The sequence below is a fragment of the Rhodoferax sp. genome (genome assembly GCF_034519335.1).
Taxonomy (GTDB): domain Bacteria; phylum Pseudomonadota; class Gammaproteobacteria; order Burkholderiales; family Burkholderiaceae_C; genus Allorhodoferax.
The window spans coordinates 70,693-86,938 of the sequence record NZ_JAXHOL010000017.1 but is presented as its reverse complement, the minus strand read 5'-3'; the positions used below and the strand labels follow the sequence as shown (position 1 = coordinate 86,938).

Here is a 16,246-nt window from a genome sequence, read left to right as displayed (position 1 = left end):
GGGCAGCTATGAATTCAGGAGCGGTTTGATCCGGTCCCAGAACACGTAGGCACCCAGTGCAGCAAGGTGCATCCACACCGTCAGCCAATACATCGCCTGAAAACCGGGTTTGACGGTTTTGTGTCGTAACACCTGCTGCGCCAGTCGCGCAGCGGGCCAGCCACCGGCCAAGCCGAACAGGTGCAGAGTGTTTTCTTTAACGCGCCACCGATTGGCTCTCGCAGCGCGTTTATCCACCCAGTAAGCAATGAAGGTCGCGGCGTTGAGTGCAACTGCCAGCCCCCAAGCCAAGAGCGGCAGGCGGTGTTGGAAGATGCCCCAACCCAGCACTGCCGCCCAGAGTGCCGCCAGGGTGGCGGCGGGAAACTGCTTCAACCCGCTAGCGCCACGTACACGTTTTGTACGTCGTCGTTTTCGTCGATGGCGGCCAGGAAGGCTTCCACTTCTTCCAGTGCCTCGGCGCTCAGGCTGGTGGGGTCTACCGGGTTTTTGGCCTTGTAGCCCAGCTTCATGGACAGTACGTTGAAGCCGAAGTTGGGCAGGGCGCGGGCGACCAGGTCCAGGTCGGCCGGGTCGGTGTAGAACACGGTGTTGCCTTCTTCATCACCGGCTTCAAAGTCTTGCGCGCCAGCTTCGATGGCGGCAACCTCGGCGTCCGAGTCGGCCGCGTTAGGGGCCGCTTCGATCATGCCAATGTGGTTGAAGTCCCACGCCACCGAGCCGCTGGTGCCCAGCTGGCCCTTGCGGAACAGCACTCGCATTTCGGGGGCGGTGCGCTTGACGTTGTCGGTCAGGCATTCCACCATCACCGCCACCTGGTGGGGCGCAAAGCCTTCGTAGATGACGTGCTCGTAGTTGATGACCTCACCGGTCAGGCCAGCGCCCTTTCTTGATGGCGCGGTCCAGGGTGTCCTTGGGCATGGAGACTTTGCGGGCCTGTTCCACCACCAGGCGCAGCTTGGCGTTGGCCGCTGGGTCGGCGCCGCCGCGTGCGGCCACGGTAATTTCTTTCACCAGCTTGGTAAACAGCTTGCCCTTGGCATCGGCCACCAAGGCCTTGCCCTTTGCTTTCCATTGCGCGCCCATAGCGAGTCTTTCTGAGAGTTGTTCGTGAGAATTTTACTTGGCTGCTTGTGCCGGCAGGGCCGCGCTGCTGCTGCGCCATTGGGCGATGCGCAGCTCCACCTGGGTGTGGAAGGCGTAGCTGGCCAAGAGCGCCAGTGCCCAGGCCACCGCCGTGAAGGGCAGGGCCCAGTCGGTGTCGCCAATCTCCAGCACCGCCCACAGCGCGTTCGCCAGTAGCAGCACCGAGAAGTGCACCAGAAACAGCGCGTAGGAGCTGTTGCTCAGGCGGCGCACCCAGGCGTCCAGGCGGCGCGGCAGGTGCAGCGGCGTGCTGCCAAAGCTGGCCAGTACGGTGGAGACGCCCATGGCCAGCGCAATGCGCTCCCGAAAGCCCAGCGCCAGCGAACCGAGCCCGGCGCTTACGGTGCCCAGGTACAGCGCCAGCGCGTAGCCGCTGTGGCGCGTGCGCAAGCCAGCCCACCAGGCCAGCGCGCCCAGGCCGTAGGCACCAAAGAAGTACATCGCCCAGACGTCGTAGTCCGCATCCAGGTTGAACCAGGTCAGCGAAGCCACGGTTACCAGCGCCACCAAGGCCGTGGTGGCCCAGCGGTTGCCACGCGCCAGCCAGACCAGCACGGCCATCAGCGCATAGAGCTGGAAATCAATGGCCACGTACCAGACACCCGCCGAGAGCGAGTCCACGCCCAGCACGCTGTGCAGCAGGCTGGCGTGGGCCAGCCACTGGGCCAGCTGGGGTGAGGCGGGTACCAGGTCGCCATCCAGATGCGGGCGGGCCAATGCCGAGCACAACACGGTGATCAGCAAGGCCGCCACAAAGGGCAGCACCAGGCGTTCGTAACGCTGCCACAGGGTACGCAGCAGGCCCTGGCGCAAGCCGCCTTGGCCCAGGCTGCGCGCAGCCAAGTAGCCGGCCACCACCAGAAACACCTGCACTGCCATGCGGGCGTAGTCGATGAACCATGCCGCCACCTCGGGGGCGGCTTGGGCGGTGGCGTCAGACAGGGGGCCGTAGAGTGCGAAGTGGTGCAGGACGATGCACTGGGCAGCCACAATTTTCAGCAGGTCGATCAGGCGGTAGGCAGGGCGTTGCAGCGGCATCAAATCAAAAAAACAAAGCGCGCGCCTGCAGAGCGCAGGCGCCTAGTTCATCGTGTACAGGGGGATGTCCTTGGCCATGGCCAAGGCGTCCAGTTGTTGGCGGGTTTTGCCAGCCAGGTAGGTGGCGATGGCCGTGTGCGTCTCGGGGGCGAACATGGCCAAGATGTGCGATTGTGGCAGACCCACCTCGACTGCCAGCGCTGCAGCAAAGTGCGGCTCCAGCGCGGCCAGGGCCACACGCCCGTCCTTGCAAGGGTAGACGCGGTAACCTGCATGGCCGCCGCCCACGGCAGCGCCGGGTGCGGTCAGGCCCCAGGTGCGCGGCAGCGCCAGGTAGCCCGCCGCCACCGACAGCGCCACCTCTTGGACCACGCCTTTGCCCTTTTGCAGCTGCAGAAGCCGTGCCTGCAGCACGGCTTCTGAGGCCATCAGCGAGCCCGCCATGTCGGCATAGAGCGTGGGCGGCAGGTCCAGGCCAGTCACCAAATCGTTCTCGGCCAGGTAGGTCAGGTCGTGGCCGGGCTCTTCGGCGCGGGCGCCGGGGGCGCCCACGATGGCCACCAGGCTGAGCTGGGGGTACTGCTTGTGTAGCGCTTTCCACTCCAGCCCCAGCTTCTTCAGGGCCGAGGGGCGAAACGACGTGAGCAGCACGTCGGTCTTGGCCAGTGCCCGGTGCAGGGCCTTTTGGCCGGCTTCGGTTTTGAGGTCGGCGTGGCTGACCTTCATGCCGGCGTGCATCACGTCGTAAGCGGCGCGGTTGTACAGGCCCATGGGGTCACCACTCGTGCCCTTGGGCGCGCTGGGGTGGGGCGGTGGCTCCAGCTTGGTGCAGGTGGCGCCCATGCCCTGGCAGCGCATCAGGGCGGCGGGCCCCGGCAGGTTCAGCGCCAGGCTGAGGATGCGCACGCCCTTGAGCGGGCGCAGGGCGGACGTTTTGGCGGCGGCAATGGGGGGCTTGGTGCTCATGGGTTTGCTATCAAAATAGAAGCTGCTTGCGCAGGGGCTGCGGGGGCTAGAGGCTATTTTGATACCAAAACGCTAGGCCGCTGTCGCCAGTTGGACTGCCCAGGCCCGGAGCCAGGCCACGGCATCGTCCTCGGGCTGGCTGGTTTCCATGGCGTCCAGCACGCATATCTCGCCCACGCGCTGGGCGCCCAGGTCGCGCAGGCGCTCGTCAAACTGCTTGCCGCCGCCCACGAAGCTGTCGCCATAGCTGCTGTCGCCCAGCGCTACCAGGCCGTAGCGCACATGGCCCAGGTACTTGGCCTGCGCGTCCAGCGAATGGAACAGCGCCTGCGCGTTGTCGGGCACATCGCCCACGCCGGTGGTACTGGTGCAAATGATGAAGGTGCCGGGCTGGTCAAACACGGTGATGTCCAGGCCGTCCATGGGCAGCACGTCGATGGTGGCCTGGATGTCGTCGGCGCTGAACTGCAGGGCTTGGGCGACGCTGCTGGCATTGCCGTGCATGGTGCCCACAAGGATGGTGATCTGCATACGTAGAGAGTGGAAATGGGGATTGGCGCCGATGGTAGCGGCAATAATGTCGGCCTACCCGGCAACGGGATTCCCGTCATTTGCAGGTGCCCCCGTGACCCAACCCCTCGATTCGCAGCTGGGCTTTGCCTTTTTGGCCGAGCTGCCCACCCTGGACCTCGCGCCGCCCAAGCGCACGGCCCGCGCGGCCAAGGCCGCCCCCAAACCTGCAGGCAGCCAAGCCCGCGCTCCCCCTGGTGCCTGTGCCTGCCGCCACCGTGATGCCCGCGCTGGACGCCGAAGCCATGGCCCAGGCGCTGGAAGCCCACCCCGACTACCGCGTGCAGCGCCGCCTGGTGCCCCAGCTGGACTGGCCCGGCACGGCACAGGGCGAGGTCAAACGCATTCTGGTGCTGGACACCGAAACCACCGGTCTGGACCAGGCCCGCGAAAAAATCATCGAACTCGCACTCTTGCGCGTGGACGTGGACACTGCCACCGGCCTGCCGGTGGGGCCGGTGCAGGTGTACGACGGGCTGGAAGACCCGGGCAAGCCGATTCCGCCCGAGGTGGTGAAGATCACCGGCATCACCGATGCCGACGTGCAGGGCCAGGCGCTGGACGAAGCCCGCGTGGCGGAGCTGCTGCAAGGCGTGGACGTGGTGATTGCCCACAACGCGGGCTTTGACCGCCCCTTTGTGGAGAGCCGCCTGCCGGCGTTTGCCAAGGTGGCGTGGGCCTGCTCGTTTGCCGATATTGACTGGAAAGCCCAGGGCCGCAGCTCGGCCAAGCTCGAAAGCCTGGCCCAAGCGCTGGGTCTGTTTTACGACGCCCACCGTGCCGAGATGGACTGCCACGCGCTCTTGGCCGTGTTGGCCGCGCCGCTGCCGCAGGGCCGTGGCACCGCGCTGGCGCATGTGCTGGAGGCAGCCCGCAACCCCAGCTACCGCCTGAGCGCGACCAACGCCCCCTTCGAAGCCAAAGACCTGCTCAAGGCGCGCGGCTACCGCTGGAATGCGGACCAGCGCGTCTGGGCCACCCGCCTGAGCGATGACGCAGCGCTGCATGCAGAATTCGACTGGCTGCGCGGAGCAGGTCTACAACCACCGCCACGCTGCGGTGCAGATCGAGAAGCTGGATTCGCTGGCCAAGTACTCGGCCCGCAGCGGCCTCACCAGCCACCATCAGCTCTAGGCGCTGCCGTGGCTGACCCCAAACAAGGGCTGCTGCAGAGCGTGCAGCTGGGTGTGGCGCGCAAGGTGCAGATCAGCGGGCGCAGCATCCTCACCGCCATCCACAAGACCCCGGTAGCCGGCCCGGTGCCCGTGCAGCCGCTGGGTTTGCTGGGCGATGAGCAGGCCGACCTTTCGGTGCACGGCGGGCTGGACAAGGCGGTGTATGCCTACCCCAGCGAGCACTACGCCTTTTGGCAGCAGGCCCGGCGCGAGGCCGGCGTGGCCGACATTGACGATGCCTTGCCGTTTGGCAGCATGGGTGAGAACCTCACGCTGCGCGGCCTGCTGGAGACCGATGTGTGGGTAGGCGACGTGCTGCGCTTTGCCCACTGCGCGCTGCGCGTGGTGCAGCCGCGCGAACCCTGTTTCAAGTTCAACGCCGCCATGGGCTTCAACACCGCCGTCAAGGCCATGGCGTTGAGTGGGCGCTGTGGTTTCTACCTGGCGGTGAACGAGCCTGGCAGCGTGCAGGCGGGCGAATCGTTCACCCTGGAGCCGGGCCCGCGCCAAATGGGCATTCCCGAGCTCTTCAAGGCCAAACTTTTCAAACATTTGCGCTAGGCGTCTCCTCCGTGGCTGCCGGGCGGTCACCCGGGTCCGACCGATAAGATCGAGGTATGAGTCACCCACCGCATCGCCACGCCAGCACCCTGACATCCCTGACCCCTGTGTTGTTTGTGGCGCTGTGGAGCACTGGCTTTATCGGCGCCAAGTTTGGTCTGCCCGATGCCGAACCACTGACTTTTTTGAGCCTGCGCTATGCCATCGTGCTGGTGCTGATGGGCGCGCTGGCCTGGGCCATGCGTGCGCCTTGGCCACGCACCGTGCGGGAGTGGCTGCACATTGGCGTGTCGGGCCTGTTGGTGCATGCGGTGTACCTGGGCGGCGTGTTCATGGCCATTGGCAAGGGGCTGCCTGCGGGCGTGGCGGCGCTGGTGGTGGGGCTGCAGCCCGTGCTCACCGCGCTGGGTGCAGGCGCATGGTTGGGCGAACGTGTGCGGCCCACGCAATGGCTGGGTCTCGTGCTGGGGTTTGTAGGCGTGGGCCTAGTGGTTGCGCACAAGGTGGGGGCCGGTGCGAGCGGTGGCACGCTGCTCGATATGCTGCTGCCCGTGGTGGTAGCGCTGTTAGCGATCACGGCAGGCACGCTGTACCAGAAGCGCTATTGCCAGTCGTTTGACTTGCGCACGGGTTCGGTCATCCAGTTTCTGCCGAGCTTGCTGGCTACGCTGTTGGTGGCCAGCTTGACGGAGACCCTGAAAATCCATTGGACCGGCTCATTTGTGTTTGCGCTGGCCTGGCTGGTGCTGGTGCTGTCGCTGGGCGCGGTGAGCCTGCTCAATGTGCTGATCCGCAGCGGAAGCGCAGTCAATGTGGCTAGCCTGTTTTACCTGGTGCCACCGTGCACGGCGTTGGTTGCCTGGGCCTTGTTTGGTGAGACGCTGACCGGGTTGGCCCTGCTGGGCATGGGGGTCACGGTGTTTGGCGTGTGGCTGGCGCGCAAATGATGTTTCTTGAGGTAAATGTGTCTCTAGAGCCCATGGATTATGCGCAAGCAGCTATTAAAATAATAGCAATTTAGGCAGCTTCTCGCGCCATGCCCTGCGTCAGCGACAGGGCGCGTGCCGCGTGCCGCAGGGATTCACGCACCTCTTCCATTTGCGGTCCCACGTGTCGGTCGATACGGCGGATGTAAGGGCAGGTGAGGGTGGCCAGTGCGGTGTTGTCCGGCCCCAAGATGGGGAAGGAAATGTCGATCACCCCCAGCGTCTGTGCACTGTCGCGCTCAAGGTAGCCGCGCTCGCGGATGCTGGCCAGCGTGGCTTGCAGCTCGGCTTCGGTGATGGGTACTTCGCCATCCAGCGGCGTGTGTTCCGCGAGCATGCGGCGGTAGCTGCCCTCGTCGGCATAGGCCAGCAGCAGGTGGCCCGAGGCAGTGTCCAGCAGGCCCACGCGGGCACCGCGTTGCACCGCAAAGCTCCAGCCACTGGGGCTGTTGATCTGGGCGCTGATGAGCACATTGCCCCGGTCGTACACGCCCATGTGGCAGGACTGTTCGGCTTTGCGGGCGAAGTCGTCCATGACGGGCAGGGCCTGGTTGATCAGGCGGCTCAGCGGCGGGTGCATATTGGCCAGGGCGAACAGCTTGAGGCTGAGCGCATAGCGGTCCCCGGATGCGTTGCGCATGACGTACTGCCGCGCCACCAGGCGCTCCAGCATGCGGTAGATCTCGCTGGCGCTGCGGTCCATCTCTTTCACGATTTCGGCGCGCGTCAGGCCGTGCGGCTGCGTGGCCAGCAACTCCAGAATGTCCAGCCCCTTGTCCAGTGCGGGCGCGCGGTAGCGGTCTTCCGGGGGCAGGCTTGATTCGTCCTGGTCTTCGGTTTTGGCGGGGCGGCCGCGGGGCTTGGCGGGAGACGTGGTCATGGTCGGGGCTTTCGGGTGGGGGTTTATAGCAGGGCCCTGGGGGTCTAGGGTAAGTACTAGGCCGTGGTGGGACAAAGCTGCCTATGATTTCGCTTCATACATAAATAGTTTGTTCATATTTGAATTATTAAACCGGAGTCAGCAGCATGGGTCAAGGGCGTTTGCAAGGTAAAACAGTGCTCATCACGGCAGCGGCGCAAGGCATTGGCCGGGCCAGTGCCTTGGCCTGTGCGGCAGAAGGCGCCCGTGTGATTGCCACCGACATCAACCAGGCCTTTCTGGACAGCTTGGCGGCCGAGCACAGCAACATCCAGGTGGAGCTGCTGGATGTGCGCAGTGACGCCGCCGTGGCGGCCCTAGCCGCGCGCACCCCGGCGCTGGATGCACTGTTCAACTGCGCCGGCATGGTGGCCAATGGCAGCATGCTGGACTGCACCGAGGCCGACTGGGACCTGAGTTTCGACCTGAATGTGAAAAGCATGTTTCGCATGACGCGCGCCTTTTTGCCGGCCATGCTGGCCAAGGCCGAAACCCAGGCCTGCAGCGTGTCCATCATCAACATGGCGTCCATGGCGTCCAGCATCAAGGGCTTTGCCAACCGCTGCGCCTATGGGGCCACCAAGGCGGCGGTGATTGGCCTGACCAAATCGCTGGCGGCCGACTATGTGAAGGCGGGCCTGCGCGCCAATGCCCTGTGCCCCGGCACGGTGGACACGCCTTCGCTGCGCGGGCGCATTGCCAGCGCGGCCGACCCGGTGCAGGCCGAGAAGGATTTCATCGCACGCCAGCCCATGGGGCGCCTAGCGGCGGTGGACGACATCACGCCCCTGGTGGTGTTTCTGGCCAGCGACGAGTCCCGCTTTGTGACGGGGCAGGCGCTGCTGGTCGACGGTGGTGTCACCATCTGATGATGTCCACTGCAACAAGGGCCTGACTGTGACAGCACTGGTTTCCGTACAAAACCTCAGCAAATCGTTTCCGGGCGTGCGTGCGCTCGATGGCGTGCGCTTTGACCTAATGCCCGGTGAGGTGCATGCCCTGATGGGCGAGAACGGCGCGGGCAAGTCCACGCTGATGAAAATCCTGGCCGGCGTCTACCGCAAGGACAGTGGCGAGGTGCTGCTGGATGGCAAGCCGGTCGAGATCGAAAGCCCGGCGCATGCGCAGTCGCTGGCCATCGGCATCATCCACCAGGAGCTGCACCTGATGGGCCACCTGACGGCGGCGCAAAACATCTTCCTGGGCCGCGAGCCGCGCAAGGCGGGCGGGCTGTTGCTGGACGAAGCGCAGCTCAACCGCGATGCGCAGGCGCTGTTCGACCGGCTCAAGCTGGCGCTGGCACCCACCACCATCATTGGCGAGCTGACCGTGGCGCGCCAGCAGATGGTGGAGATTGCCAAGGCCCTGTCGCACAAGTCGCGCGTGCTCATCATGGATGAGCCCACCGCAGCCCTGAACAACGCCGAGATCGAGGAACTGTTTCGCATCATCCGCCAGCTCAAGGACGAGGGCGTGGGCATTGTCTACATCTCGCACAAGATGGACGAGATCCAGCGCATTGCCGACCGCATTACCGTGATGCGTGACGGTGCTTACATAGCCACCGTACCGTCTGCGACACCCATGGCAGAGGTGATTGCGATGATGGTGGGGCGCAAGCTGGACGCCACCGAAAAGCAGATTCCCGATACCTCGGCCAACGAGGTGCTGCTGGATGTGCGGGGCCTGAATCGGGGCCGTGCCATCCGCGACGTGAGCTTTACCGTGCGCCGTGGCGAGATTCTGGGTTTTGCTGGCCTCATGGGGGCAGGGCGCACCGAGGTGGCGCGTGCCGTATTCGGGGCCGATCCCATCGATTCAGGGGAGGTGTGGGTGGGTGGCAAGCGCATCCGGCTGACATCGCCCGAAGATGCGGTTCAGGCCGGTATTGGCTATTTGTCGGAAGACCGCAAGCACTTCGGGCTGGCCACCGGCATGGACGTGGAGTCCAACATCACGCTGCCCAGCCTCAAGCGCTGGCTGAAGTGGGGCATGTTCCTCAACCGGCCGGCTATCACGGCGATTGGCCACGAGATGGTGCAAAAGCTGCGCATCAAAACGCCGTCACTCACGCAGACCGCCAAGCTGCTGTCCGGTGGCAACCAGCAAAAGGTGGTGATTGCCAAGTGGCTGGTGCAGGACTGCGACGTGCTGATTTTTGACGAACCTACGCGCGGCATTGACGTGGGTGCCAAGAGCGAGATTTACAAGCTGCTCAATGATCTGGCGGCGCAGGGGCGCGCCATCATCGTGATCTCCAGCGAACTGCCCGAGGTGCTGCTGCTGAGCCACCGCATTGTGGTGATGTGCGAAGGCCGCATCACCGGTGAAGTGCGCGGGGATGAAGCCACGCAGGAAAGCCTGATGGCCCTGGCCACGCGGCGTGATTGATTCGAAAAAATACAAGGTTTTGCCATGACACAAACAAATTCCTCTCCCTCCTGGTTGGCGCGCCTCTCCGGTGGCCAGGCCAAACAAAAGCTGCTGGCTTTTGCCAGCCTGATTGCACTGATTCTGGTGTTCACCGTGCTCAAGCCCGATGCCTTCATGACGCAGGACAACATCATCGGCATCTTGCAGTCCACCACGGTGATCGGTGTGTTGGCGATTGCCAGCACCTTCATCATCATCACCTCGGGCATCGATTTGTCGGTGGGCGTGCTCATGACCTTTAGCGCGGTGATGGCGGGTGTTTTTATGGTGAACTTGGGTATGCCCATGCCACTGGGTGTGGTGTGTGCGTTGGCCATGGGGGCCTTGTCGGGCTGTGTGTCCGGTCTGGCCATCACCAAGCTCAAGGTGCCACCCTTCATTGCCACGCTGGGCATGATGATGTTGCTCAAGGGTCTGTCGCTGCTGATCACCCAGACCCGCCCGATCTACTTCAGCGATGTGGAGGGGTTTGACCAAATCTCGCTGGGTTCGCTGTTGGGGGACGTGTTTCCGTCGCTGCCAATTCCCAATGGCGTTCTGATCCTGTTTCTGGTCGCTATCGTCAGCGCGGTGGTATTGAACAAAACCGCGCTGGGTCGCTATACCTTTGCCCTGGGCAGCAACGAGGAAGCCGTGCGCCTGTCGGGTGTCAACGTGGACCGCTGGAAGGTCATCATCTACACCTTCTCCGGCGGCATCTGCGGCATTGCCGGTTTGCTGATTGCATCCCGTTTGAACTCCGCCCAGCCGGCCTTGGGGCAGGGCTACGAGCTGGATGCGATTGCTGCCGTGGTGATTGGCGGCACCTCGCTGAGCGGCGGTGTGGGCACGATTCTGGGCACCATCATCGGCGCTTTCATCATGAGCGTGCTGATTAACGGCCTGCGCATCATGTCGGTGGCGCAGGAGTGGCAAATGGTGTTGACAGGACTGATCATCATTCTGGCCGTCTACACCGACAACCTGCGCCGCAACAAGAAATAAGGAGACCGCGCCACACCCCATGCCCTTCACTTTGACCCCGTGTTTTTCCTTTCCGTGATTCCGTGTGACATAACTTTTTTCAACAGGAGACAACCATGAACGCAAAAAGAAAACTGCTGGCCTTGACGGCTGGTTTGGCACTGGCTGGTTTTTCCAGCTTCGCATCGGCCCAGGAGATTTACATCCCGCTGGTGTCCAAAGGCTTCCAGCACCAGTTCTGGCAAGCCGTGAAGCAGGGCGCTGACCAGGCTGCCAAGGATTACAAGGTGAAGGTGACCTTTGAAGGCCCTGAAACTGAGCAACAGGTGGACAAGCAGATCGACATGTTGTCGGCTGCCATGGCCAAGAAGCCCGCTGCCATCGGTTTTGCCGCGCTGGACAGCAAGGCCGCCATTCCGCTGCTGAAGAAGGCCCAGGCCGCCAAGGTGCCCGTGATTGCCTTTGACTCCGGCGTGGACAGCGACATTCCGGTGACCACCGCCACCACCAACAACGTGTCTGCCGCCGCCCTGGCTGCCGACAAGATGGCCGAGAAGATCGGTGGCGAAGGCGAAGTGGCCGTGATTGCCCACGACCAGACCAGCCGCACCGGTGTGGACCGCCGCGATGGTTTCCTGAACCAGATCAAGGCCAAGTACCCCAAGATCAAGGTGGTGGACGTGCAATACGGTGGTGACCAGCTGAAGTCGGCTGAAATTGCCAAGGCCCTGGTGCAGGCACACCCCAAGCTCAAGGGTATTTTTGGAACCAATGAGCCAGGCGCTATCGGTGCCGGCAAAGGCATCAAGGAAGCCAAGAAGACCGGCGTGACCATCATCGGTTTTGACTCCGGCAAGGCCCAGAAGGACATGATCAACGACGGCACCATTGCCGGCTCTATCACCCAGAACCCCGTGGGCATTGGCTACAAGACCGTGGAAGCCGCTGTGAAGACACTCAAGGGTGAAAAACTGCCCAAGATCATCGACACCGGTTTCTACTACTACGACAAGAGCAACATGGCCGATCCCAAGATCGCCGCGGTTCTTTACGACTGAAATCACCCCCTGAGCGGCTGTGCCGCTCCCCCCTCTCTCGCCTTTGGCGGGAGGGGGGCGCACCCGGCGGCCTGGCAGAGCCAGTTCCACGGGTGCCATGAATTGGAATGTTGACTGAAAAGGAAAGACTGTGAAACTTCTACGCTACGGATTGCCAGGTCAGGAAAAGCCCGGTGTGTTGGATGCCCAGGGCCGCGTGCGCGACCTCTCCGGGCACATTGCTGATGTGGCCGGTGCCGCGCTCCTGCCTGAGAGCCTGGCGCGTTTGCGTGGTGTGAATATTGAGAGCCTGCCACTGGTGGCTGGCACTCCGCAGAAAGACTTGCGCCTGGGTGCCTGCGTAGGCAACGTGGGCAAGTTCATCTGCATCGGACTGAATTACTCTGACCACGCCGCCGAGAGCGGCATGCAGGTGCCACCCGAGCCCGTGGTCTTCAACAAATGGACCAGCGCCATTGTGGGGCCCGATGACAACGTTGAAATCCCCCGTGGTTCGGTCAAGACCGACTGGGAAGTCGAACTGGGTGTGGTCATTGGCAAAGGCGGCCGCTACATCGCGGAGGCCGATGCGCTGTCCCATGTGGCGGGTTACTGCGTGGTGAACGATGTGTCCGAACGCGAATACCAGCTCGACCGCAGCGGTACCTGGGACAAGGGCAAGGGCTGCGACACCTTCGGCCCTACCGGCCCTTGGCTGGTCACTGCCGATGAGGTGCCGGACCCCCAGGCCCTGAAGATGTGGCTGGAAGTGGATGGCAAGCGCTACCAAAATGGCAGCACGTCCACCATGGTCTACGGCGTGCAGTTCCTGATCGCCTACCTGAGCAAGTTCATGAGTTTGCAGCCTGGCGACGTGATTTCCACTGGCACCCCGCCCGGCGTGGGCATGGGCCAGAAGCCGCCGCTGTATTTGCGTGCGGGCCAAACCATCCACCTGGGCATTGATGGCCTGGGGACCCAAACCCAGACCACCGTACAGGCCTGACATGACCAAAGTCACCAATATGCGCGTCGTGGACGTGCGCTTTCCTACGTCCCAACACTTGGATGGTTCGGACGCGATGAACCCGGACCCGGACTATTCCGCGGCCTATGTGATTCTGGAAACCGACCAGCCCGGTATGGAAGGCCACGGCCTGACCTTCACCATCGGTCGCGGCAACGAGATCTGCTGCGCCGCTATTGAGGCCATGCGCCATCTGGTGGTGGGTCTGGACATGGACTGGGTGGCCGCCGACATGGGCCGCTTCTGGCGCTATATCACCTCTGACAGCCAACTGCGCTGGATTGGTCCGGACAAGGGGGCTATTCATCTGGCTACGGGTGCGGTGGTGAATGCCGTGTGGGACCTGTGGGCCAAGCTCGAAGGCGTTCCGGTGTGGAAGCTGGTGGCGCGCATGAGTCCCGAGGAGCTGGTCAAGCTGATCGACTTCCGCTACATCACCGACTGCATCACCCCCGAAGAAGCGCTGGCATTGTTGCGCGCGCGCGCGGTAGGCAAGGAAGAGCGTTGGGCCACGCTGGAGCGCGAGGGCTACCCCTGCTACACCACGTCAGCAGGCTGGCTGGGGTATGAGGACGAGAAGTTGCGCCGCCTGGCTCAAGAGGCGGTGGATGCGGGCTTCAACCACATCAAGCTCAAGGTAGGGCGCGACAAGGCGGACGACATCCGCCGCTTGCGCATTGCGCGTGAGGTGCTGGGCCCTGAGCGCCACCTGATGATTGACGCCAACCAGGTCTGGGACGTACCGCAAGCGATTGCATGGCTGGAAGAGCTGGCCTTTGCCAAGCCTTGGTTCATTGAGGAGCCCACCAGCCCTGATGACATTGAAGGCCACCGCCAAATCCGCGAAGCCATGCTGGGCAAGATGAAGGTCGCCACCGGCGAGATGTGCCAGAACCGCATCATCTTCAAGCAACTCATCATGCGCGGCGCCATTGATGTGGTGCAGATCGACTCCTGCCGCCTGGGCGGTGTGAACGAGATTTTGGCGGTGATGTTGATGGCAGCCAAATACAACTTGCCGGTGTGCCCGCATGCCGGTGGGGTGGGTCTGTGCGAATACGTGCAGCACCTGTCCATGATCGATTACCTGTGTATTGCCGGGACCCGCGAAGGGCGTGTCATCGAGTATGTGGACCATCTGCACGAGCATTTCAAGGAGCCGTGTGTGATTGAACATGCGGCCTACATGCCGCCCAAGGCGGCAGGTTTCTCCATCGAGATGAAGCCGGAGTCGCTGGCGCACTACACCCACCGGCCACGGGTCCTGGCCGCATGAAAATCGACACCCACCAGCACTACTGGCGCTACCGGGCGGACGAATTCCCCTGGATCAGCGCCGCCATGCCGGCCCTGCAGCGCGACTGTATGCCGGTGGACTGCGAGGCCGCGATGCGGGCTGCGGGCGTGGACGCGGTGGTGGCGGTGCAGGCGCGTACCTTGGCCGCAGAGACGGACTTCTTGCTGCGCGTGGCCGACCATAACCCCGAGGTAATTGGGGTGGTAGGCTGGGCTGACTTGGCGGCGCCAGACCTGGATCACCGGCTGGACCAGTGGGGCGCACATCCCGCTTTCAAGGGGGTGCGCCATATCCTGCAGGACGAGAATGATGTCGGCGCTTGGGTGAACGCTCCGGCCATCAACACAGGCCTGCGCGCGCTGCAGCAGCGTGGGCTGGTCTATGACGTGCTGGTGTTTGACCACCAGTTGCCTGCGGTAACTGAGTTCTGTGCCCGCCATGACCAGCACTGGCTGGTGTTGGACCACGTAGGCAAGCCCGCCGTGCGTGACTGGGCGAGCAACCCGGAAGTCTCGCGCCGCTGGATCAGTTGCATCCGTGAGCTGGCGACTTTGCCCCATGTGGTGTGCAAGCTGTCGGGCGCTGTGACTGAAGCGGACTGGGGCGCACACGCTGGCATTTCGCCCGAGGATGCCAAAATTATTCTGTCCTGCTTCGACCAGGCGCTGGAGTCCTTTGGGCCGCAGCGGCTGATGTTTGGTTCGGACTGGCCGGTGTGCCAGCTGGCGGCGCCGTATGAGGGCGTGCATGGTCTGGCGCACAAGTGGGCCAGCACGCGTCTGACCGTGCGTGAGCAGGAAGCCTTCTGGAGCGGCAATGCTGTGCGTTGTTACGGCCTGAATGTGCAGGCTTTGGCCGATTGACCTTTTTTAAGCGAGAGTTTCCATGGATCTGCATTTGAAAGACAAAGTGGTCATCGTGACCGGTGGCGCCAGCGGGATTGGTGCCGCCATTTCCCTCACATTGGCCGAGGAGGGGGCGATTCCCGTCATTCTGGGCAAGAGCCCCATGCCAGCAGAGTTTGTCCAGCAGCTGCAGGCCAAGGCTGCGCAGCACCTTTTCGTGCAAGTGGAGTTGTCGGACGAGGCGGCCTGCCGCGCGGCGGTCGAACGGACGGTTGCGCGTTTTGGTCGCATTGATGGCCTGGTGAACAATGCCGGCGTGAACGACAGCATTGGTTTGGAAGCGGGGCGCGAAGCTTTCATCGGCTCGCTGGAGCGCAATCTCATCCATTACTACGTGATGGCGCACTACTGCGTGCCGCACCTCAAGGCGGTGAAGGGCGCGATCGTGAATGTGTCCTCGAAAACCGCCTTGACGGGGCAGGGCAACACCAGTGGTTACTGTGCTTCCAAGGGTGCCCAGCTCTCCCTGACGCGGGAGTGGGCGGCGGCCTTGCTGAACGACGGGGTGCGAGTCAACGCCCTGATTCCGGCCGAGGTGATGACCCCCTTGTACGAACGCTGGATCCAGACCTTTGACAACCCTGCTGAAAAGCTGGCGGCGATCACCTCCAAAATTCCGCTGGGCCATCGCATGACCACCTCCGAGGAGATGGCTCGCATGTGCGTATTCCTGTTGTCCGACGCGTCCTCTCACACCACCGGTCAGTGGGTGTTTGTGGACGGTGGCTACACCCACTTGGACCGGGCCTTATCATGAATACGGCGACCGTCCGTTACGCGCTGGCCCTGGATTTGGTGGACGATGCACAGCGTATCGCCGACTACGAAAAAGCCCACGAGAAAATCTGGCCCGAGGTGCGTGAGCACCTGCGCGGGCAGGGTGTGCTGCAGATGGAGATTTACCGGCTGGGCACGCGCCTTTTCATGGTGATGGAAGTAGACCCTGCGGTGTACAGCGCCGAGCGCATCGCCCAGGCTTCGCTGGACAACCCGGCCATCGTGCGTTGGGAGGCACTGATGTGGACCTACCAAGCCCCCACACCCTGGACGCCTTCCGGGGAGAAATGGGTGCCTATGGCCAAGATTTTTGATTTGGCTGCGCAGTAGCTTTGCTTGTCAGCATAGACAGCTTTTTAACACCCACTCCCCCAGCCCCTCGCCCCGTCGGCGAGGGGAGCTTTTAACAGCCATATCTTGTTTTGTCTCGCCGGACGCGGGCTACG

Annotated in this window: 16 protein-coding genes and 1 pseudogene; 11 read left to right on the top strand and 6 right to left on the bottom strand. The window is 63.2% G+C overall.

Annotated features, from left to right (window positions below; genetic code table 11):
- Window positions 1–6 precede the first annotated feature (6 nt).
- The 5 genes and pseudogenes from U5O12_RS07410 to U5O12_RS07390 form a co-directional block, all read right to left on the bottom strand.
- Window positions 7–375, bottom strand: a complete 369-nt coding sequence (locus U5O12_RS07410; RefSeq protein WP_322578016.1) for a DUF1294 domain-containing protein — start codon at window positions 373–375, stop codon at window positions 7–9.
- Window positions 372–1,086: pseudogene (locus U5O12_RS07405) on the bottom strand (YebC/PmpR family DNA-binding transcriptional regulator). Before U5O12_RS07405 ends, U5O12_RS07410 begins: the two are co-directional and overlap by 4 nt.
- A gap of 33 nt (window positions 1,087–1,119) precedes the next feature.
- Window positions 1,120–2,184, bottom strand: coding sequence for an acyltransferase (locus U5O12_RS07400; protein WP_322578015.1), 1,065 nt, complete (start codon window positions 2,182–2,184; stop codon window positions 1,120–1,122).
- A 42-nt stretch (window positions 2,185–2,226) separates the two neighbouring features.
- Window positions 2,227–3,150, bottom strand: a complete 924-nt coding sequence (locus U5O12_RS07395) for a CoA transferase (protein WP_322578014.1) — start codon at window positions 3,148–3,150, stop codon at window positions 2,227–2,229.
- Between the two features lie 72 nt (window positions 3,151–3,222).
- Complete coding sequence (locus U5O12_RS07390) at window positions 3,223–3,681, bottom strand: flavodoxin domain-containing protein (RefSeq protein ID WP_322578013.1); 459 nt, start codon at window positions 3,679–3,681, stop codon at window positions 3,223–3,225.
- 236 nt (window positions 3,682–3,917) lie between these two features.
- Here U5O12_RS07390 and U5O12_RS07385 point away from each other — a divergent pair, with 236 nt between their 5' ends.
- Together U5O12_RS07385 and U5O12_RS07380 are read left to right on the top strand one after the other, a co-directional pair.
- The gene (locus U5O12_RS07385; RefSeq protein WP_322578012.1) at window positions 3,918–5,456 is read left to right on the top strand and encodes a 3'-5' exonuclease; all 1,539 of its coding nucleotides are present in this window, start codon (window positions 3,918–3,920) and stop codon (window positions 5,454–5,456) included.
- Window positions 5,457–5,512: 56 nt separating this feature from the next.
- On the top strand, window positions 5,513–6,403 hold the full coding sequence (locus U5O12_RS07380) for a DMT family transporter (protein WP_322578011.1): 891 nt from the start codon (window positions 5,513–5,515) through the stop codon (window positions 6,401–6,403).
- Window positions 6,404–6,473: 70 nt separating this feature from the next.
- Here U5O12_RS07380 and U5O12_RS07375 read toward each other — a convergent pair whose 3' ends face one another.
- Window positions 6,474–7,322 carry an IclR family transcriptional regulator gene (locus tag U5O12_RS07375; RefSeq protein WP_322578010.1) on the bottom strand — a complete coding sequence of 283 codons (849 nt, stop codon included), beginning with the start codon at window positions 7,320–7,322 and terminating at the stop codon, window positions 6,474–6,476.
- 146 nt (window positions 7,323–7,468) lie between these two features.
- Here U5O12_RS07375 and U5O12_RS07370 point away from each other — a divergent pair, with 146 nt between their 5' ends.
- From U5O12_RS07370 to U5O12_RS07330, 9 genes are all read left to right on the top strand, one after another.
- Window positions 7,469–8,230, top strand: a complete 762-nt coding sequence (locus U5O12_RS07370; RefSeq protein WP_322578009.1) for an SDR family oxidoreductase — start codon at window positions 7,469–7,471, stop codon at window positions 8,228–8,230.
- A gap of 28 nt (window positions 8,231–8,258) precedes the next feature.
- Entirely contained in the window at window positions 8,259–9,752 is a 1,494-nt protein-coding gene (locus U5O12_RS07365) for a sugar ABC transporter ATP-binding protein (RefSeq protein WP_322578008.1), read from the top strand.
- Between the two features lie 24 nt (window positions 9,753–9,776).
- Window positions 9,777–10,778 carry an ABC transporter permease gene (locus U5O12_RS07360; RefSeq protein WP_322578007.1) on the top strand — a complete coding sequence of 334 codons (1,002 nt, stop codon included), beginning with the start codon at window positions 9,777–9,779 and terminating at the stop codon, window positions 10,776–10,778.
- 95 nt (window positions 10,779–10,873) lie between these two features.
- Window positions 10,874–11,815 (top strand): ABC transporter substrate-binding protein, encoded by a 942-nt coding sequence (locus U5O12_RS07355; protein ID WP_322578006.1) that lies wholly within the window; start codon window positions 10,874–10,876, stop codon window positions 11,813–11,815.
- Window positions 11,816–11,945: 130 nt separating this feature from the next.
- A complete protein-coding gene (locus U5O12_RS07350) occupies window positions 11,946–12,800 on the top strand; it encodes a fumarylacetoacetate hydrolase family protein (protein ID WP_322578005.1) in 855 nt (284 codons plus the stop codon).
- A gap of 1 nt (window position 12,801) precedes the next feature.
- A complete protein-coding gene (locus U5O12_RS07345; protein WP_322578004.1) occupies window positions 12,802–14,097 on the top strand; it encodes an L-fuconate dehydratase in 1,296 nt (431 codons plus the stop codon).
- Window positions 14,094–14,981: an amidohydrolase family protein gene (locus tag U5O12_RS07340; protein WP_322578003.1), complete on the top strand. Its 888-nt coding sequence runs from the start codon at window positions 14,094–14,096 to the stop codon at window positions 14,979–14,981. The genes U5O12_RS07345 and U5O12_RS07340 overlap by 4 nt, the downstream gene beginning before the upstream one ends.
- A 22-nt stretch (window positions 14,982–15,003) precedes the next feature.
- Window positions 15,004–15,780: an SDR family oxidoreductase gene (locus U5O12_RS07335; RefSeq protein ID WP_322578002.1), complete on the top strand. Its 777-nt coding sequence runs from the start codon at window positions 15,004–15,006 to the stop codon at window positions 15,778–15,780.
- Window positions 15,777–16,130, top strand: coding sequence for an L-rhamnose mutarotase (locus tag U5O12_RS07330; RefSeq protein WP_322578001.1), 354 nt, complete (start codon window positions 15,777–15,779; stop codon window positions 16,128–16,130). Before U5O12_RS07335 ends, U5O12_RS07330 begins: the two co-directional genes overlap by 4 nt.
- Window positions 16,131–16,246: the final 116 nt, after the last annotated feature.